This window comes from Lentzea atacamensis (assembly GCF_003269295.1).
GTDB classification, from domain to species: Bacteria; Actinomycetota; Actinomycetes; order Mycobacteriales; family Pseudonocardiaceae; genus Lentzea; species Lentzea atacamensis.
In genome coordinates this window covers 588,405-605,088 of record NZ_QLTT01000002.1, presented here as the reverse complement: position 1 = coordinate 605,088, position 16,684 = coordinate 588,405, and the positions used below count along the sequence as shown (strand labels likewise).

15 protein-coding genes are annotated in these 16,684 nt (G+C 69.6%); 6 read left to right on the top strand and 9 right to left on the bottom strand.

What is annotated here, in order from left to right; translation table 11 throughout:
• Positions 1 to 45 precede the first annotated feature (45 nt).
• A complete protein-coding gene (locus tag C8D87_RS11770; protein ID WP_170166402.1) occupies positions 46 to 831 on the top strand; it encodes a Calx-beta domain-containing protein in 786 nt (261 codons plus the stop codon).
• On the opposite strand, the gene C8D87_RS11765 is transcribed toward C8D87_RS11770, so the two are convergent.
• On the bottom strand, positions 815 to 3,826 hold the full coding sequence (locus C8D87_RS11765) for an AfsR/SARP family transcriptional regulator (protein WP_233442044.1): 3,012 nt from the start codon (positions 3,824 to 3,826) through the stop codon (positions 815 to 817). The two genes, C8D87_RS11770 and C8D87_RS11765, sit on opposite strands and share 17 nt — an antisense overlap.
• 18 nt (positions 3,827 to 3,844) lie before the next feature.
• Between C8D87_RS11765 and C8D87_RS11760 the strand changes: the two genes are divergently transcribed.
• Complete coding sequence (locus tag C8D87_RS11760) at positions 3,845 to 5,164, top strand: hypothetical protein (RefSeq protein WP_146771688.1); 1,320 nt, start codon at positions 3,845 to 3,847, stop codon at positions 5,162 to 5,164.
• On the opposite strand, the gene C8D87_RS11755 is transcribed toward C8D87_RS11760, so the two are convergent.
• The 6 genes from C8D87_RS11755 to C8D87_RS11730 form a co-directional block, all read right to left on the bottom strand.
• Positions 5,142 to 6,707 (bottom strand): 4-coumarate--CoA ligase family protein, encoded by a 1,566-nt coding sequence (locus C8D87_RS11755; RefSeq protein ID WP_112226666.1) that lies wholly within the window; start codon positions 6,705 to 6,707, stop codon positions 5,142 to 5,144. The two genes, C8D87_RS11760 and C8D87_RS11755, sit on opposite strands and share 23 nt — an antisense overlap.
• 398 nt (positions 6,708 to 7,105) lie before the next feature.
• Positions 7,106 to 7,966 carry a DUF4349 domain-containing protein gene (locus C8D87_RS11750; protein WP_109629078.1) on the bottom strand — a complete coding sequence of 287 codons (861 nt, stop codon included), beginning with the start codon at positions 7,964 to 7,966 and terminating at the stop codon, positions 7,106 to 7,108.
• 38 nt (positions 7,967 to 8,004) lie between these two features.
• Positions 8,005 to 8,484: a type III secretion system chaperone family protein gene (locus C8D87_RS11745; RefSeq protein WP_112226665.1), complete on the bottom strand. Its 480-nt coding sequence runs from the start codon at positions 8,482 to 8,484 to the stop codon at positions 8,005 to 8,007.
• The gene (gene mshA, locus C8D87_RS11740; protein WP_112226664.1) at positions 8,481 to 9,728 is read right to left on the bottom strand and encodes a D-inositol-3-phosphate glycosyltransferase; all 1,248 of its coding nucleotides are present in this window, start codon (positions 9,726 to 9,728) and stop codon (positions 8,481 to 8,483) included. The genes C8D87_RS11745 and mshA overlap by 4 nt, the downstream gene beginning before the upstream one ends.
• Positions 9,725 to 10,489 carry an alpha/beta fold hydrolase gene (locus C8D87_RS11735; RefSeq protein ID WP_170166401.1) on the bottom strand — a complete coding sequence of 255 codons (765 nt, stop codon included), beginning with the start codon at positions 10,487 to 10,489 and terminating at the stop codon, positions 9,725 to 9,727. Before C8D87_RS11735 ends, mshA begins: the two co-directional genes overlap by 4 nt.
• A gap of 43 nt (positions 10,490 to 10,532) precedes the next feature.
• Positions 10,533 to 11,672, bottom strand: a complete 1,140-nt coding sequence (locus C8D87_RS11730) for a L,D-transpeptidase (RefSeq protein ID WP_112226663.1) — start codon at positions 11,670 to 11,672, stop codon at positions 10,533 to 10,535.
• A gap of 93 nt (positions 11,673 to 11,765) precedes the next feature.
• Here C8D87_RS11730 and C8D87_RS11725 point away from each other — a divergent pair, with 93 nt between their 5' ends.
• On the top strand, positions 11,766 to 12,497 hold the full coding sequence (locus C8D87_RS11725) for an SDR family NAD(P)-dependent oxidoreductase (protein ID WP_112227047.1): 732 nt from the start codon (positions 11,766 to 11,768) through the stop codon (positions 12,495 to 12,497).
• Here C8D87_RS11725 and C8D87_RS11720 read toward each other — a convergent pair.
• Both C8D87_RS11720 and C8D87_RS11715 read right to left on the bottom strand, forming a co-directional pair.
• Positions 12,451 to 13,464 carry a chymotrypsin family serine protease gene (locus C8D87_RS11720; protein WP_112227048.1) on the bottom strand — a complete coding sequence of 338 codons (1,014 nt, stop codon included), beginning with the start codon at positions 13,462 to 13,464 and terminating at the stop codon, positions 12,451 to 12,453. The two genes, C8D87_RS11725 and C8D87_RS11720, sit on opposite strands and share 47 nt — an antisense overlap.
• 76 nt (positions 13,465 to 13,540) lie before the next feature.
• The gene (locus tag C8D87_RS11715; RefSeq protein ID WP_233442043.1) at positions 13,541 to 14,641 is read right to left on the bottom strand and encodes a UDP-N-acetylmuramate dehydrogenase; all 1,101 of its coding nucleotides are present in this window, start codon (positions 14,639 to 14,641) and stop codon (positions 13,541 to 13,543) included.
• Between C8D87_RS11715 and C8D87_RS11710 the strand changes: the two genes are divergently transcribed.
• The 3 genes from C8D87_RS11710 to C8D87_RS11700 are packed head-to-tail and all read left to right on the top strand — an operon-like array spanning position 14,640 to position 16,648.
• On the top strand, positions 14,640 to 15,128 hold the full coding sequence (locus C8D87_RS11710) for a DUF2505 domain-containing protein (protein ID WP_211337100.1): 489 nt from the start codon (positions 14,640 to 14,642) through the stop codon (positions 15,126 to 15,128). The two genes, C8D87_RS11715 and C8D87_RS11710, sit on opposite strands and share 2 nt — an antisense overlap.
• Positions 15,107 to 15,913, top strand: a complete 807-nt coding sequence (locus C8D87_RS11705; RefSeq protein WP_109629091.1) for an SAM-dependent methyltransferase — start codon at positions 15,107 to 15,109, stop codon at positions 15,911 to 15,913. The genes C8D87_RS11710 and C8D87_RS11705 overlap by 22 nt, the downstream gene beginning before the upstream one ends.
• Before the next feature lie 9 nt (positions 15,914 to 15,922).
• Positions 15,923 to 16,648, top strand: a complete 726-nt coding sequence (locus C8D87_RS11700) for a maleylpyruvate isomerase family mycothiol-dependent enzyme (RefSeq protein WP_233439092.1) — start codon at positions 15,923 to 15,925, stop codon at positions 16,646 to 16,648.
• Positions 16,649 to 16,684 lie beyond the last annotated feature (36 nt).

Genomic DNA, 16,684 nt, shown 5'->3' with positions numbered 1-16,684 from the left:
ACCCAACCACAACCCGCGGCCTCTACACCTCCCACCATGAAGTTCATGATGAGACTCGTGCTCGCGGTGGCGGTCGCGAGCGGAATTGCAGTCCCCGTGTCCGCCGCCCATGCCGCCGACTGCTCGCCTGCGCGGGTAGCGGCCGCGGACGTCAATCGCTACGAGGGCACTCACGAAGCCTGGGACCTCGTCTTCAAGTTGGTGGCGACGGCGGATCCGGGCTGCCATCCCGTCGGCACGGTGCGTTACGCCGTCGAAGGCGACACCGCGACCGGTGGCGACCCCGAATCCGATGACGCTGACTTCGTCCCTGTCAAGGGCACGCTGAGGTGGACCTCGACCTCACCCACGACCCTCACGGTGTCGGTGCCCGTGCGCAACGACAGGCAACTCGAACAGGACGAGCGACTGGAGCTCCGCCTGTTCGACGCCAGTGGGCTGGTCGTGACAGACCCGGTGGCGGTCGGATGGTTGCGCGACGACGACGGGATGGTCAGGCCAGAGCTCGTCCTCACTCCCGCCAGCGAGAAGATCTGCTGGGTCCCGGCCGACTGCCAGGTGCGGATCAAGTTCTCCGTACCGCTGCGCGCGCCGGTCACGATGCACTACCGCACTCACGACATGACGGCGATCGCCGGCCGGGACTACGTCGGGATCTCCGACGCCGAGGTGACTGCGAAGACCGGGACGACCAGCGTGCTGGTGCCGATCAAGCTGCTGCGCGACCAGTCACCGGAACCCGACGAGACGTTCGGGCTGGAGATCTTCGCCCCGACCGGCGGCCGGGCGGTCGGTGGGAGCGTGCCGGTGGTGATCAGGTCCGGTCAATAGCCGAGGCCTCCGCCGTCGCACCGACCTGCAGGTACAGCGAGGAAGCCCGGTCCCGGTGCCGACGTGCGGCGGCCCGGTCGCCGCGGCGGTCGGCCAGCTCGCCGAGGTCACGGTGCACGTGGGCCTCCTCGAACGCGTCGGGCATGCGGGAGCGTTCGGCCAGTGCGGCCGTCAACGCTCCCGCCGCCGCGTCGAGGTCACCGACTCTCAGGTGGGCCCGGCCGAGCAGGCCCAGCACGACGGCCACGCCGTGGCGGTCATCCATCTCGCGGCTGATCGCCAGCGCCTGGTCGAAGAACACCACACCGTGCCCGTCCCGATCGAGGTGGGCGCGGCCCATGTCGGCCAGCACCGCCCACTCGAGCCAGCGGTCGCCGATCTCGCGGCTCAGGTCCAGGGCGCGCTCGAGCTCGCGCAGTGCCAGGTCCGGTTCGCCGCGGCGCAAGTGCGCCTCGCCGAGGACGTTCAGGGTGCCCGCCTCGAGCCTGGTGTTGCCCAGTTCGCGGAACGCCTCCAACGCTTCGCCCAGCGGCTCCAGGCTCGCCTCCGGGGCGCCCATCCGGATGTAGGTGTGGCCGAGGTTGCGCTGGGACAACGCGCGGCCGAGCGAGTTGCCCGCACGGGCGCAGCACTCCGTCGCGCGCTGGTGCGACCTCACGGCCTCGTCGAACCGGCGCAGCTCGGCCAGGGCGTTGGCGAGGTTGTTGTGCACGTGGCCTTCGCTCGCCAGGTCGCCGATCTCTCGGACGATCGCGAGCGCTGCGTGGTTGGCCTCGATTGCCTCCGCAAGCCTGCGGGTCATGAACAGCGCGACGCCCAGTGCGCGCAGCATCTCGGCCTCGGCGGCCCGGTCGCCCAGTTCGGCGGCGGCTCCGACGGCGACCTGGCACATCTCCACCCGCTCGTGCCAGTGGCCGGTGGCCTCGTAGAAGCTGGTCAGCAGGTACGTCAACTGCCATGTGGCGGTGAAGTCGCGCTGGTCGCGGGCGAACTGCACCACGGGCAGCAGGTTCTCCCGCTCACCGTCGAGGAACGTCAGCGCGGCGTGCCGCTCTGGCGGGAACGGGGGCTTGCTCCACGGGTACCGGATGAGGGGGCGGACGAGGTCGCGCGCGGGGTTGGCCACCAGGTTCACCTCGTGCGCGGCCTGCATGTACCAGTCCAGCACGCGTGCGGCGGCTTCGGCGCGCTCGTCGTCGGTCAGGCGGCTGCGGGCGTATTCGCGGATCAGGTCGTGGAACCGGAAGCGTTGCGATTCGACCTCGGTGACGAGGTGCGCGGTGGCCAGTGACGCGAGCGACACCGCCACCGACTCGGTCTCGGCGAGTGCGGAGATCAGCCAGGAGCTGAACGTCGGGCCTGGAGCGAGCGCGGCCCGGCGGAACACCTGCGCCGGCTCCTCCGCCAACGGCCGGTAGGCGCTGTCGATCACGGCGCGCACGGTCCGCGAGTCGCCTTCCACCGCCAGCCCGTCCAGTCTGGCCTCGGTCAGCTCGGCGACCAGCGCGGCGATCCGCTGGTGCGGGCTGCCCAGCAGCCGGGCGGCCGCGATGCGCAGCGCCAGCGGCATGCCACCGCACAGCTCCACCAGCCGATCCGCGGCTTCCGGCTCGGCCGCCACCCGCTGTTCTCCCGCAACAGCCCGCAGCAACGACAGGGACTCGTCGTGCGCCAGCGCGTCCAGCAGCACGGGGTGGACGGCGTGCCGGGCGGCCAGCGCGGCGGGTGAGCGCCTGGTGGTCACCACGAGCAGCGACGCACCGCCACCCGGCACCAGCGGCACCACATCGCGCACATCGCCGGCGTTGTCCAGCACGATGACGCACCGGCGGTCGTGCACCAATGTCCGGTACAACGCGGCGCGCTCGCCCTCGTCGACGGGAATGTGGTCCTCCGGCAGGCCCAGCACGCGCAGCACGTGCGCCAGCGCCTGGGCACCGGACAACGCCTGCTCGTCGTCGTGGCCGCGCAGGTCCAGGAACAGCCGCCCACCGGGGAAGCGGTCAGCGATGCGGTGCCCCCACTCCACCGCTAGCGACGTCTTGCCCATGCCGGCGGGACCGGAGATCACGACCACCGGCAGGTCGCCGTCGAGGATCCGGTCGAGCCCTGCCAACACGTCCCCGCGCCCCGTGAAGTGCCCGACTCGCGCGGGCAGCTCGGCCGGCACCCGCGTGACCGGCTGGTCCAGGGAGACGTCGCGGCGCAGGATCGCGGTGTTCAGCTCGACCAGCTCCGGACCGGGGTCGACGCCGAGCTCCTCCGCGAGAAGCCTGCGGAGCCGTTGGAAGGCGTCCAACGCGTCGGTGTGCCTGCCCGACCGGTACAGCGCCAGCATGTGCAGTCTGGTCAGCCGTTCGCTGGTGGGGTTCACGGCCAGCAGCGCCGGCAGTTCCACCAGGGCCTGCTCGTGGTTGCCGTCCCGCAGCTCGGCGTCCCACAGGTCTTCCAGGGCGGCCGACCGCAACTCGTCCAGCCGCTCCACCTCGCGCAACGCCCACCCGGTCGGCGGTGCGTCGGCGAACGCGTCCCCACGCCACAACGCCAACGCGTCGCGCAGCAACGCGGCGGCGCGCTGCGGTGACCGCTCGCCGCGACCGGCGCGCACCAGTTCCTCGAACCGGCGGGCATCGACGTCCACACCGGTCAGCAGATAGCCGGGTTCCCTGGTGAGCAACACGTCGGACAGCCCGGCGCCGGCCAGCGCCCTGCGGATGCGGGCCACGTGGCTGTGCAGCGTCTTGATCCCGGTACGCGGTGGATCGTCGCCCCACAACACGTCCACGAGCCGGGTGAACGGCAGGACCGTGCCCACGCGCAGCGCGAGGGCGCCGAGCACCGTCCGCTGCCGGGCACCGACCAGCGCCACCGGGCCGAGCGGACCGGCGGCCTCGATCTGTCCCAGCACGCCGACCTGCGCCACAACCGGGTCGCAACCTGACGACAGCCGACCGTTCGTAGAACTTTCCTCACGACGGTCAGCCTGATCGTCCATGAGGGGGAAGGTACCGAAGTGAAGGTTGAAACCCGTACCAGATATTCAGCGCTCCGCGGCTTGGCCGTGCCGCTGATGGTGGTCGCCGCAACGCTCGCGGGACAGGGACAGGCAGTGGCCGCCGCTGAGCCACTGGGCCCGCTGATTCCAGCGCCGGTTCCGCTGCACCTGAGCAACCCGGAGGCCTACGCACTCGCCAAGGACGCCGGCGACGCGCTGCGGTACTCCCTGGCGGCGGTGGCGGACGACCTGGACAGGTCCTACGCCGCCGGCACCGTCGAGGCAGACCTCAAGCAGGGCCTGCTGTCGCTGCCCGTGGCCAAGCGCAACAAGTTCGTCGCGGCCGCCAAGGAAGCCGTGAAGGTCTCGCCGAACAACCTGACCGCAGCGATGAACCCGGCCTCGCCGTGGGGCAGGCACGGCCGCCTGACCGCCACGCAGTTCCGGGCCATCGGCTTCAAGGGTGCGTTCGACACGGTGCAGATCGACGCGGCGAAGCTGAAGGCCGCCGTGAACAAACGGGCCCAGGCGCTCAAGCAGGAGGAGAAGGAGGCTGAGACCGAGGCGGAGAAGGCGGCCAGGAGGCTCGGCCTGGACCTGTCCACCCAGCCGAAGTTGACTGCTTTGGACTTCCGGATCCAGCAGGTCAAGGCGGTCGAGGAGACCAGCGGGTGGGGTTCCGACGAGATTCTGCTGGGAGGTATGGAGACCTTCCACACCGGCTACACCAGGAAGATCAAATCCTGGAAGGTGTCCGACGACTTCGACGCCGGCGAGGTCGTCAACTACCCCGCCCCCGGCCACAAGTTCGGCCTCTTCGGCATGCCCAAGGCCGACCCGTGGCCGCGCAGCTTCGTGTCCGTGGTGATGATGGCCGAGGAGGACTCCGGTGGTTTCGCGGATGCCGTGAACCAGGCGTGGCTCAAGGTCCGCGACGACATCAGCGAGAAGATCAAGGAAGCGGTCGGCGAGTGGGCTTCCGAGTACGTGGGCGCCGCAATCGGTGAAATGCTCGGCAAGGTCATCGGGTTCCTCGTCGGGGACGCCGTGGAGTTCATCGCCAACTGGTTCAAGGACGACCTGTTCGACGCCCACGCGACAGCTGTCCATCTCCCGTCCCCGTACGCGTTCATGTACAACAACCCCGCAGACGCGGCTGGACCAACCACCAGTTGCCGACCACCAAGATGCGGTTCACCGGGCACGGCGGTGACTACCGCGTGGAGGGCCGCTGGACGGTCTACGGCTGACCCGCGCAGCGACACACCACGCCGAACGCCCCCAGCGATCTCGCTGGGGGCGTTCGCCTTGTGGGTCAAGCCTGTTCGCGAGCCCTGAGGTCCTTGCGCAGGATCTTGCCGGCCGCCGACTTCGGGATCGCCCCGATGAACTCGACCACGCGGACCTTCTTGTGCGGCGCCACGTTCGCGGCCACGAACGCCATCACGGCCTCCTCGGTGATCGTGGAGTCCGGCTGGCGCACCACGAAGGCTTTCGGGACCTCCTCGCCGTCGGCGTCCCGCACGCCGATGACCGCCGCGTCGGCGATCTCGTCGTGGGTCAGCAGCACGGCTTCGAGCTCGGCCGGCGGGACCTGGTAGCCCTTGTACTTGATCAGTTCCTTGACGCGGTCGACGATCGAGACGATGCCGTCGGCGTCGATCACCGCGACGTCACCGGTGTGCAGCCAGCCCTCGTCGTCGATGGTGGCGGCGGTGGCGTCCGGGTTGTTCAGGTAGCCCTTCATGATGTTCGGGCCCTTGCACCACAGTTCGCCGCGCTCGCCCACGCCGACGTCGGCCCCGGTGGCCGGGTCGACCAGGCGGCACTCCAGGTTCGGGATGATCACGCCGACCGTGCCCACCGAGATGTCGTCGCGGCTGTCCGGGATGGCGTGGCTGACCGGGGACATCTCGGTCATGCCGTAGCCCTGCGAGACGCGGCAGCCGAGGCGCTTGCGCACCGCGTCGGCGAGCTCGACGTCCAGCGGCGCGGCGCCGGAGAACAGGGTCTTCATGGCGGACAGGTCGTACTGGTCGACGATCGGGTGCTTCGCCAGCGCGACGGCGACCGGGGGCGCGATGTAGACGCGGTCGGTCTTGTGCTCGGCGATCACGCGCAGGAACTCCGGCAGCTCGAACTTCGGCAGCGTCACGACGACACCCCCGATGTACAGGCCGTTGTTCATCAGGACCTGCATGCCGTAGATGTGGAAGAACGGCAGCACGGCGAGGATCCGGGTGTGCGGGCCGACGTCGGACAGGATCGGCTGGCACTGCACGAGGTTCGCGACCAGGTTGCGGTGCGTCAGCATGACGCCCTTGGGCAGTGCGGTCGTGCCGGACGAGTACGGCAGCACCGCGATGTCCTCGGCCGGGTTGATCTCGATCTCGGGCACCGGGTGGTCGTTGGCGAGCAGCTCACCCAGCGACGGGTAGCCCTCCGCCTTGTCCAGCACCACGACGTCCGTGACGCCGGCCTTCGCGGCGCCGGGAGCGGCGTTCGGAAGCAGGATGGAGACCGTGAAGAGCATCTTCGCGCCCGCGTCGTGCAGCTGGTGCGCGACCTCGTCCGGCGTGTAGAGCGCGTTGATCGTGGTCGCGGTGGCGCCCGCGCGCAGGATGCCGTGGAACACGACGGCGTAGTACGGAGTGTTCGGGCTGAGGATGCCCACCACGTCGCCCTTGCCGATACCGCGCGCGGCGAGTGCCGCGGCCATGCGGTCCACGGCACCGGCGAGCTGGCCGTACGTGAGCGAGGCACCGGACATGCCGTCGATCAACGCAACCCGGTCCACCCGGTCGGCTATGTCGCCGAACAACAGCTGGTGCAGCGACACATCAGGGATCTCGACGTCGGGGAACGGACTGCGAAAGACCATGCGGCGACCTCATTCACTCGCTGAACACCCAGCCTGTGCGGCTCATCGTGATCCAGCCCACTGAACAGGTCAAGGACCGCTCAATCGCTACAGATAGGTTACTTAGCGCGTCTAATTACACTCGAATGGAGTAATACAAGCACTTGTGAACGCAAGGATGTATCTGGGAAGTTGATACCGCCTCCGCGAGTCGGCTCCCACGCTTACTCGACGAGCGAGAGGCACTTCGCGCGGTTCGTCATCCCCGTCGGATCGCGTGGCCCGCTTGGGATCCGGAGGCTCCCCCCGTCCACGGACCCATGCAGCGGGGACCTTTGACGCGGGACGGCTCGAAGCGACTCCCCCTCTCTCCCGAGCCGTTCCGCGCTTCACAAAGGGCCACTCTCAGTAGAACTTGATCATGCTGCTTCGTTCGTTCGAGTGACACGCTTCCGGCGTCGCAGCAGGTAGATCAGCGCCGTCACCGGCAACGCGAGCACCAGCACGAACGGCAGCACCGCGCCGATCACCACGGTGATCGCCTTGAGGACCGCGACCACCGCGTCCCACCCGGACAGGAACGCCGAGCCGAACCCGGCTTCCACCGGCGCGGGTGGTGCGATCGGAACAGTGCTGACCTGCACGGTCAGCGTCGCGAGAGCGACCTTCCCCTTCAGCGACTCGCTGCGCCGCTGCATCGACTCGAGCTCACTCTGCCGCTTGGTCAGCTCACCCTCGATCTGCGCGATCTCGGACGTCGTCCCTGCGCGCTCGAACAGCACCCGCAGTCGCTCCACACTGGCCTTCTGCGTCGCGATCCGCGCCTCGACGTCGACCAGCTGGTCCGTGACGTCCTCGCTGCGCACCTCGCTGCGCGTGACCTCGCCGACCCCCGCGAGGTCCTTCACCACACGGTCCAGCTCGCTCGACGGCACCCGCACGGTGACCGTGCCGCGGTCCTTGGTCGAGTTCTCCTGCCCGGCGAACCCGCCGACGGCCTGCGCCTTGTCCTTCACCTGGCTGATGGCCTTCAGCACGTCGTCACTGCGCAGGTCGACGCTGGCCGTGCGCACCAGCTGCCGTTCCTGCTGCTGCACCGGCTGCACGGCCGCCGGCGTGTTCTCCTGACCCGGCTTCTGCTGCGGCGGTGCCACCTTCTCGTGCGCCGCCTGCGGTGACGCGGCGTCGTAGCTCGCCCCGCCCGTGTTCTTGCTGGCGCTGCACCCCGTCGAAACCAGGGCCAGCAACGCGACTCCCACCCACAGCACTGGTCTGCCCATGCACGTCTGACGGTCCTGAACGGACCAGGGGTTGCCGCCTAGTCCGAAACGAGATGTTGGAAAGCCTGAAGGTTCGCGAGCGACTCGCCGCGCGACACCCGCCAGGCCCACTCCCGCCGGATCGCGTCGGCGAACCCGATCTCCAGCAGCGGGTTGAAGTCCCCGTCGGCCGCCTCCAGCACCTGCCCGAGGACCCGGTCCAGCTCGTCCGCGGTCACCGCGTGCTTGCCGACCCGTCCGACCAGGTAGATGTCGCCCTCGGCGTCGATCGTGTAGTGCACGCCGTAGAGCCGGGCGTTGCGCCGCAGCAGGAACCGGTAGACCTCCTCGAACGACTGGTCGGGACGCCGGCACACGAACGCCTCGACCACCAGCGCGTGCGCCGTCTCGATCAGCCACACGTTGGTCTGCAGCTTCTTGGTCCCCGGCAGCGTCACGAAGAACTTGCCCTCTTCACGACGGTCGTACTTCAGCTCGCGTTCGTCCAAAAAGGACTTGATCACGCTGTCGACGCTCAAATGAAAACCTCCCGGCGGAACACGTCTGCCGCCTCTTGGTACCCCGCCAGCAGGGCATCAGTCGTGCGGTCCCAGGAGAAGCGTCGCGCATGCCCCACGGCGTTGCTCGCCAGGTGCTCCCTCTGCGGCAACGCGACTGATCCGATCGCCGTAGCCCACGCGTCCGGCTCGTGCCCTTCCACGAGCACTCCGGACACGCCGTCGTTGACGGCGACAGGCAGCCCTCCGACGGCCGCCGCGACCACGGGCGTCCCGCACGCCTGGGCCTCCAGCGCCACCAGCCCGAACGACTCGTTGTAGCTCGGCACCGCCACCAGGTCCGCCGCCCGGTAGACCTGAGCCAGCGCCGGCCCCGGCTGCGGCGGCAGGAACCGCACCACGTCGGTGATCCCCAGCTGCACGGCGAGCTCTTCCAGCGCCTTCGGCTGCTCCAGCCCGGAGCCGGACGGCCCGCCGACGATCAGCACGACCAGCCGCGAGCGCAGCCCCGGGTCGCGGACCAGCATCTCCGCGGCCGCGCGCAGCAGCACGTCCGGCGCCTTCAACGGCTGGATCCGCCCCACGAACGCCAGCACGATCGCGTCCTGGCCGATCCCGACCCAGTGCCTGGCTTTGGCGCGGTCGCCGGGTGTGAACCTGTCCAGGTCGACACCGGGCGGCACCACGACGACCTTCGAGGCGTCCGCGTCGTAAAGCTTGATCAGCTCGCTGGCCTCGATGTCGGTGTTGGCCACGAGCCGGTCCGACTCGCCCACCACCTGCTCCTCGCCGATCACCCGCATCCGCGGTTCCGGCGCGTCCCCCTCGGCCAGCGCCAGGTTCTTGACCTTGGCGAGCGTGTGCGCGGTGTGCACGAGCGGCACGCCCCACCGTTCCCGCGCCAGCCAGCCCACCTGCCCCGACAGCCAGTAGTGCGAGTGGATGGCGTCGTAGTAGCCGGGCTCGTGCCGTGCCTCGGCGCGCAGAACACCCGCGGTGAACGCGCAGAGCTGGCCGGGCAGCTCCTCCTTGCCCAGGCCCTCGAACGGCCCGGCCGCGATGTGCCGGACGTGCACGCCGGGTGCCAGCTCGGCGACCGGCGGCAGCTCCGACGACGTGGCACGGGTGAAGATCTCCACCTCGACGCCCCGCTGGGCCATCCGCGTGGCCGTCTGCACGATGTACACGTTCATCCCGCCCGCATCACCCGTCCCCGGCTGCTCCAGCGGCGACGTGTGGACCGAGAGCACCGCGACGCGCTTCATCGGACCACCCGCTTCAGGTCGGCGGCGAACTGCTCCGGCCGTTCCAGGAACGGTGCGTGCGCGGTGTCGGGATACAGGCTCAACTCGGCTCCGGGGATCAGGGCGGCGGAGTACTCGGCGGCAGCAGGGGCGACCACCTCGTCTTGAGTTCCGTGCACCACCAGGGTCGGCACGTCGACGGCGGACAACACGTCAGCGCTGCCCACATCCCTGCGGAACAGCTCACCTCGCACTTTATGGCTCACGGCGGTCGCCGCGGCTGTGAGTTCGCCGACCGTCTCAGCTGGTAGCGCGGGTGCCATGGCCCGGCAGAAGTCCGCCATCGCCTCGTCGTCGGTGATGGCCGCCGGCAGAGCGGCGCGCATGACCCGCCCGGTCTCGCCTCCCCGGCGACCGCGGCCGATCTCGGTGATCGCGCTCACGAACACCAGCGCGTTGATCTTCGCGGTGCCGTGCGCACGCAGGTAATCGGTGATCACGAGCCCGCCGTACGACCACCCGACGACGGTCGCGGGCCCGGTGTGCTCCAGCACGGCGTTGAGATCCGCGGCCCACTGCGCGGAATCGCGGTAGTCGCCGAAGTCGTCGGATTCACCGTGTCCGCGCAGGTCAACGGCGTAGGTCCGGAAATCGGGAAGGTCCCAGACCGCCCCTGTCTGCGCCCAGCCGTGGACGAGCACCACCGGCGGCGCGTCAGGAGGTCCTGCCTCACGGACGGCCAGTCGTCCCCCGCCGGCCGCCGTCACGTGTGTCAGCTGCACACACGTGCAAACGACCTGGTCGGGGGACGCATTCCCGCCGGTCCTACTTCACCGCGGACTTGCTCTTCCACTGGTCCCACGGGATCTGCCAGTCGTACCAGTCGAACTGCGCCGGCAGGGTCGTGATCGAGCCGGTCACCTCGACCGGGTCACCCACCATCGCCGAGTCGAAGTACGCCTTGGCGTCGGCTTCCAGCAGGTTCGCGCAGCCGTGCGAGGTGTTGTTCTTGCCGATGTTGGCCGCGTTGTCGTTGTTCTCGTGGATGAACTCGCCGTGGTTGGAGAACCGGACGGCCCACTTCTTCACGACGTTGGTGTAGCCGTAGCGCGGGTTGTCGAACGAGAACGTGTCGTGCTTCGACATGACCACGAACGTGCCGTTCGGCGTGGTCAGCTCCGGGTCCGCGTCCTTGCCGAACGACGCCGGGTACGAGGCGACCTGCTGGCCGTCGCGCAGCACCACGAGCTGGTGCGTCGGGTTGTCGATCTTCACGACCTGGTTGCGGCCGATGGTGAACTCGCTGGTCACGTCGGCCTTGCCGAACGCGCCGCCACCGTAGTTCACGCCGTAGAGCTTGGCCTCGACCTTGATCTGGGTGTTCGCCGGCCAGTACTTCTCCGGCCGGTAGTGCACTTCCTGGGCGTTGAGCCAGGCCCACGAGCCGGTGACGTTCGCCGAGTTGGTGACCTTGAGCGCCTTCTCGACGGTCGCCTTGTCCTGGACCGGCGCCTCGAACTTGACCATGATCGGCGCCGCGACGCCGACGGTCTGGTTGTCGCCGGGCCAGAGCGTCGCGCGGGTCTGCGAACCGGGCGCGACGGTGGTGAACGAGCCCTTGAGCTCGACCGGCTTGCCGTTGGCGCCGACGGCCTTGCCGGAGTAGCTGTACGTCTTGCCGTACCCGAGGGGCTCGGCGGTGGTCCAGCCGGACTTGTCCTCGGTGAGGGTGCCCTTGACGTCCTTGCCCTCAGCCGACTTCAGCGCGACGGACTCGATCGTCCCGTCCACCACGGTGACCTGGACCTGGGACGTGACCTGCACGTCCTTGGTGCCGTCCGCCGGGGACAGGGTGACCTTCGCGTCCGGCTTCGAGGTGTCCGAGTTCGGTGAGCCCGCCACCACACTCGAGCAACCGGTCAGCAACGTCAGCCCGGCGACCAGCGCGACAAGTGTTCTTTTCACGGTTTCGACCTCCCACCATGGTGGACGTTCAGGACCACGTGACGGTGCGAGTGACGTCGGTCACACCCGGTGCGGGAGCCTACGATCGAAGCCGTGAATCGACCTGTCGCAGTAGTGACCGGAGCCAGCGCCGGCATCGGTGAGGCCACCGCCCGGCGGCTGGCCGCCGAGGGTTTCCACATCGTCCTCGGCGCACGTCGCCTGGACCGTCTCCACGTTATCGCGAAGGAGATCGACGGGACCGCGCTCGAGCTGGACGTCACCGACCAGGCCTCCGTCGCCGCCTTCGCCGAAGGAGTACCCGGGGCGAACGTGCTCGTGAACAACGCGGGTGGCGCGCGCGGGCTGTCGACCGTGGCCGAGGGTGACCCGGACGAGTGGCGCTGGATGTGGGAGGCGAACGTCCTCGGCACCCTGCTGGTCACCAAGGCGTTCATCCCGAAGCTGATCGCGTCCGGCGACGGGCACATCGTCTCTGTGACGTCCGTCGCCGCACGTGATGCGTACGACAACGGTTCCGGCTACACCAGCGCCAAGCACGCGCAGTCCGCGTTGCACCGGACGTTGCGCGGCGAGCTGCTCGGCCAGCCGGTGCGGGTCACCGAGATCCTGCCGGGCATGGTCGAGACGGACTTCTCGGCCAACCGCTTCGGCGGCGACACCGAGCGCGCGGCGAAGGTCTACGAGGGCCTCACGCCGCTGAGCGCCGACGACGTGGCGGACGTGATCGCGTTCGCGGTCACCCGGCCGTCCCACGTGAACCTCGACGAGATCGTGCTCAAGCCGCGGGCTCAGGCTTCCGCGACTCGGGTACACCGGGTGTGAGCAGCTCCACGTCCAGCTGACGCAGGACGGGCTCGATGGGGTTCGCGAATCCCGTCGAGCCCGATCCGGCGACGTACAGGCCCACGACGCGGTTGTCGGCGTCCACGAGCACCGCGCCGCTGTCGCCCTGGTCGCCGAAGCGTTCGGACGAGTGCACGCGGACCTGGTCGCGCAACGTCCTGACGCCAAGGCCGTCGCCGAAGTCCAGGCGCAGGGTCGCGTCCGTGGACGCGATCACGCCGTACGTGAGTTCCGTGGTGCGGCCGCGTTTGCGGACCGTCGAGCCGATCGTGGCTCGCGCCGTGCCGGTGACCGCGCCGATGTCGAGGATCTCCGCGCGGAACGGCCGGGCGCCCATCCTCAGGCCCGCCGCACTCACCGATCCCGCGAGCGCCGCCCGGTCGAGCACCGCGACCTGGTCGGCGCCGGGAATACCACCGTCCACTCTGGACGGATGCACGAACTCGTCGCCCACCGACCACGAGTCGTCCACGCAGCCGACGTGGAAAGTCGTGAGCCCCAGCACCTTCCCGGGTTCGTCGTTGGTCACCACGAACGCGCCGAGAGTGCCGGCGATCACGTACTCACCGGCTGTGGGCACCTCCGGCGGCACGACCCTGAACGACCGGGCCGGGCCGATGCTGATGCCACCGCGCAGCACCGGATGCCGTTCCACCCCAACGGGTCGCACGTCCGCGGCGCGGGTGATCCTGGCGCGGTGCAGCACGATCGACTCCGCCACGACGTCGGTCGGGACGCCGCTGACCTCCGCCGGTATCTGCTGCGGATGGTCAGGTCCCTTGGCGCACACGTAGACCACGATCGCGGCCCGGCCCGTCGGGCGTCCGCCGGTGTACTTCTCGCCGATGTCGACGCCGATCACGCCGGGCCGGGACAGGAACTCGTCTTCGACCAGGCGCTTGATCGGCCGGACGACCTCTCGCGCGTTGTCGTCGAGGTAGCTCATGGCGACCTCCATTCCACCCCTACCTCAATGAAACACGCCGGGTAGCGGTTGGTCACACGGAGTCACCCGAACAGCCCTAGAGCTGAACGCCTACGAAGACCGGTTCCGGGTGCAGTTCAACGCCGAACGTCGCCCGCACGCCGTCGCGCACCTCGCGCGCCAGGTCGAGCAGGTCCTCGGTGGACGCGCCGCCGCGGTTGGTGAGCGCCAGCGTGTGCTTGCTGGACAGCGCCACCCGGCCACCGGGACCCTGGTGGCCCTTGCGGAAGCCCGCACGTTCGATCAGCCACGCGGCGGAGAGCTTCCTGAAGCCCTGCCCCGCCGGGTAGGTCGGCACGTCGACGTCGGCGCCGAGACGTTCGGCGATGCGGATCAGCACGCCGGCGAACGTGGCGTCGTCGATGATCGGGTTGGTGAAGAACGAGCCGGCGCTCCACGTGTCGTGGTCGGCGGGGTCGAGCACCATGCCCTTGCCGCGGCGCAGCTCCAGCACCGCCTTGCGGGCCTCGTCGGCCGGAACGCGATCACCTTGCGCCACACCGAGAACGCGCGCCAGCTCGGCGTAGCGGATCGGGGCGGACATGCCGCCGGCGGTGAGCGAGAACCTGGTGCGCAGCACGACAGCGTTGTCCGTGCCCTTCAGCACGCTGGTGCGGTAGTCGAGGCCCAGCTTGGCCGCGGGCACCTGGTGCACCTTGCCGCTGCGCCGGTCCAGAAGATCCACCGACTGCAGCACCTGGGAGATCTCGACGCCGTACGCGCCGACGTTCTGCACGGGCGTCGCGCCGTTGAGACCGGGGATGCCCGACAGGCACTCGAGGCCGCCGAGCCCCTGCGCGACCGCCTCTGCGACGACCGCGTCCCACTCCTCGCCGGCCTCGACGGTGAACTGGACGATCCCGCCGCCCAGCGGGTCGAGCCGGAAGCCCTTGGTGGCGACGTGCACCACGGTGCCGTCGAAGCCGCCGTCCGAGATCACGAGGTTCGATCCCCCGCCGAGCACGAGGACCTTCTCGTCGTCGGCGGCGTCGGCTGTTCGCACGGCTTCGACCAGCTCGGCTGCGGTCGTGGCGTGGACGAACCGCGCGGCCGGGCCACCGAGTCGGAGCGTGGTGCGCTCGGCCAGAGGTACGGACTGCGTGGTGGTCACAGGCGTCAACGGTAGCCTCCGCGACATGGCACGCCGCATCGAGCACCACACCACGTCACCCCATTCGGCGGAGAAGGTCTTCGGCGCGATGGTCGACGAGACCTATCTGCGGGACCGGCTGGCCGCGATCGGCGGCAACGACGCCGAGCTCGTGACGTTCTCGTCCGTGGACGGGAAGACGTCCTACCAGCTCAAGCAGGGTGTGCCCGCGGAGCACCTGCCGTCGATGGCCAAGTCGTTGCTGGGTGGCGACCTCGTGATCCAGCGCATGGAGAACTGGGCGGCGGGCGCGGGCACGGTCGAGGTGACGCTCAACGGCGTACCCGGCCGGCTGGACGGTGCGTTCACCATCACGGACAACGGTTCCGGCTCGAAGGTCACCCTCACGGGGGAGGTCAAGGTCAGCATCCCGCTCATGGGCGGCAAGCTCGAGAAGCTGATCGCCGAGCAGGTCGCGGTGCTGCTCGACAAGGAGAGCGAGTTCACGTCGGAATGGCTCGCAAACCGCGGCTAGCGGCCGGCCGGGCTCGTGCGCTCGGCCTGCCGACGCGCGGCACGACCAACCCGAACCGCCTGCGCAGGGTCGACCGGTGGATGACCGGGACGCTGTCGTCGTTCTTGACCGAGGCGGCCGACCCGCTCGTGGTCGACCTCGGGTACGGCTCGTCGCCGATCACCACCGTCGAGATGGCTCTGCGCCTGCGCACGGTGCGTCCCGACGTGCGCGTGCTCGGGCTGGAGATCGACACCGACCGCGTCGAGGCCGGCAAGGCGGTGGCCGACCCGCCCTGGCTGGACTTCCGCCGCGGTGGCTTCGAACTGGCCGGTGCGCGGCCGGTGTTGTTGCGCGCGTTCAACGTGCTGCGCCAGTACACCGAGGAGCAGGCGTTCGAGGCGTGGGACACGATGCTCGGCCGCATGGCTCCCGGTGGGTTGATCATCGAGGGCACCTGCGACGAGATCGGCCGCCGGTGCACGTGGGTGACGCTGTCGTCCGACGGCCCCTTGCGGTTCACGCTGGCGTGCAAGCCGTCCGGGATCGAGACGCCTTCCGACCTCGCCGAGCGGCTGCCCAAGGCGCTGATCCACAAGAACGTGCCGGGCGAGCGCGTGCACGCGCTGCTGGCGGAGCTGGACGCGTGCTGGGCGACCGCGGCACCGTTCGCCCCCTTCGGGCCTCGCGCGCGGTGGGTGGAGTCGGCGCGGTTGCTCGCTTCGCGGGGCTGGCCGGTGCTGGACGACCGGCGCCGATGGCGGCTCGGCGAAATTACGCTCGAATGGGCCGCAGTCGCGCCGTAGAATTTCGTCGTGGACTTCGTCGCGGAGATCGAGAAGCAGGCTTCGTTGATGCGTTCGGCCGCCGTCGAGGCAGGCCAGGACGCCGCGGTCCCGCCCTGTCCCGAGTGGACGGTGCTGGACCTCGTGCGGCACCAGGCCGCGGTGCACTCGTGGGCGGCGAAGGCGATCGCCACCGCGCCCGAGGCGGGCCTGCCGGAGTGGCCGAAGCCGCCGCAGGAGTTCGACGAAGCGCTCACCTGGTGGGACAACGAGCTTTCCGTGCTCCTCTCCCGGCTGCGTGACACACCCGCGGACCGTCCAGCGTGGACGTTCGACGGCACGAACCGCGCCGGCTGGTGGGCACGCAGGCAGGCGCACGAGACGTCGATCCACCGCCTGGACGCCGAACTCGCCGCCGGTCACGACGTGCCGACGCTGCTGTTCGACTCGGAGTTCGCCGCCGACGGCATCGACGAGTTCCTCACCGTGATGGTGCCCCGGCAGCTGCAGAAGGGCCGCAGGATCTCCGGAACCGGCCGACTGCTGGTGCACGCCGCCGACGCGGGCCGCACGTGGGAGGCGCGACTGACCGAGGGCGAGCCGCTGGTCGTCACCGCCGTGCACGACTCGGCCATCGACTCCGACGCCACCCTCGCGGGCACCGCCGACGCGATCTACCGCAGGTTGTGGGGCCGCCCGAGCCACGCGATCGTGTCCGGCGACGAGTCGCTGTTGGCGGCGCTGCCGAGGCCGTGAATACTCATGCGGCGTGTCATCGCCTGAGCGTCGCTA

Excerpts from the sequence above, each read along its gene's own strand:
- C8D87_RS11770 (WP_170166402.1), top strand. The coding sequence starts at position 46 with ATGATGAGACTCGTGCTCGCGGTGGCGGTCGCGAGCGGAATTGCAGTC.
- C8D87_RS11765 (WP_233442044.1), bottom strand. The coding sequence starts at position 3,826 with ATGGACGATCAGGCTGACCGTCGTGAGGAAAGTTCTACGAACGGTCGG.
- C8D87_RS11755 (WP_112226666.1), bottom strand. The coding sequence starts at position 6,707 with ATGGTCTTTCGCAGTCCGTTCCCCGACGTCGAGATCCCTGATGTGTCG.
- C8D87_RS11750 (WP_109629078.1), bottom strand. The coding sequence starts at position 7,966 with ATGGGCAGACCAGTGCTGTGGGTGGGAGTCGCGTTGCTGGCCCTGGTT.
- mshA (WP_112226664.1), bottom strand. The coding sequence starts at position 9,728 with ATGAAGCGCGTCGCGGTGCTCTCGGTCCACACGTCGCCGCTGGAGCAG.
- C8D87_RS11720 (WP_112227048.1), bottom strand. The coding sequence starts at position 13,464 with ATGAGCTACCTCGACGACAACGCGCGAGAGGTCGTCCGGCCGATCAAG.
- C8D87_RS11710 (WP_211337100.1), top strand. The coding sequence starts at position 14,640 with ATGGCACGCCGCATCGAGCACCACACCACGTCACCCCATTCGGCGGAG.
- C8D87_RS11715 (WP_233442043.1), bottom strand. The coding sequence starts at position 14,641 with ATGTCGCGGAGGCTACCGTTGACGCCTGTGACCACCACGCAGTCCGTA.
- C8D87_RS11705 (WP_109629091.1), top strand. The coding sequence starts at position 15,107 with ATGGCTCGCAAACCGCGGCTAGCGGCCGGCCGGGCTCGTGCGCTCGGC.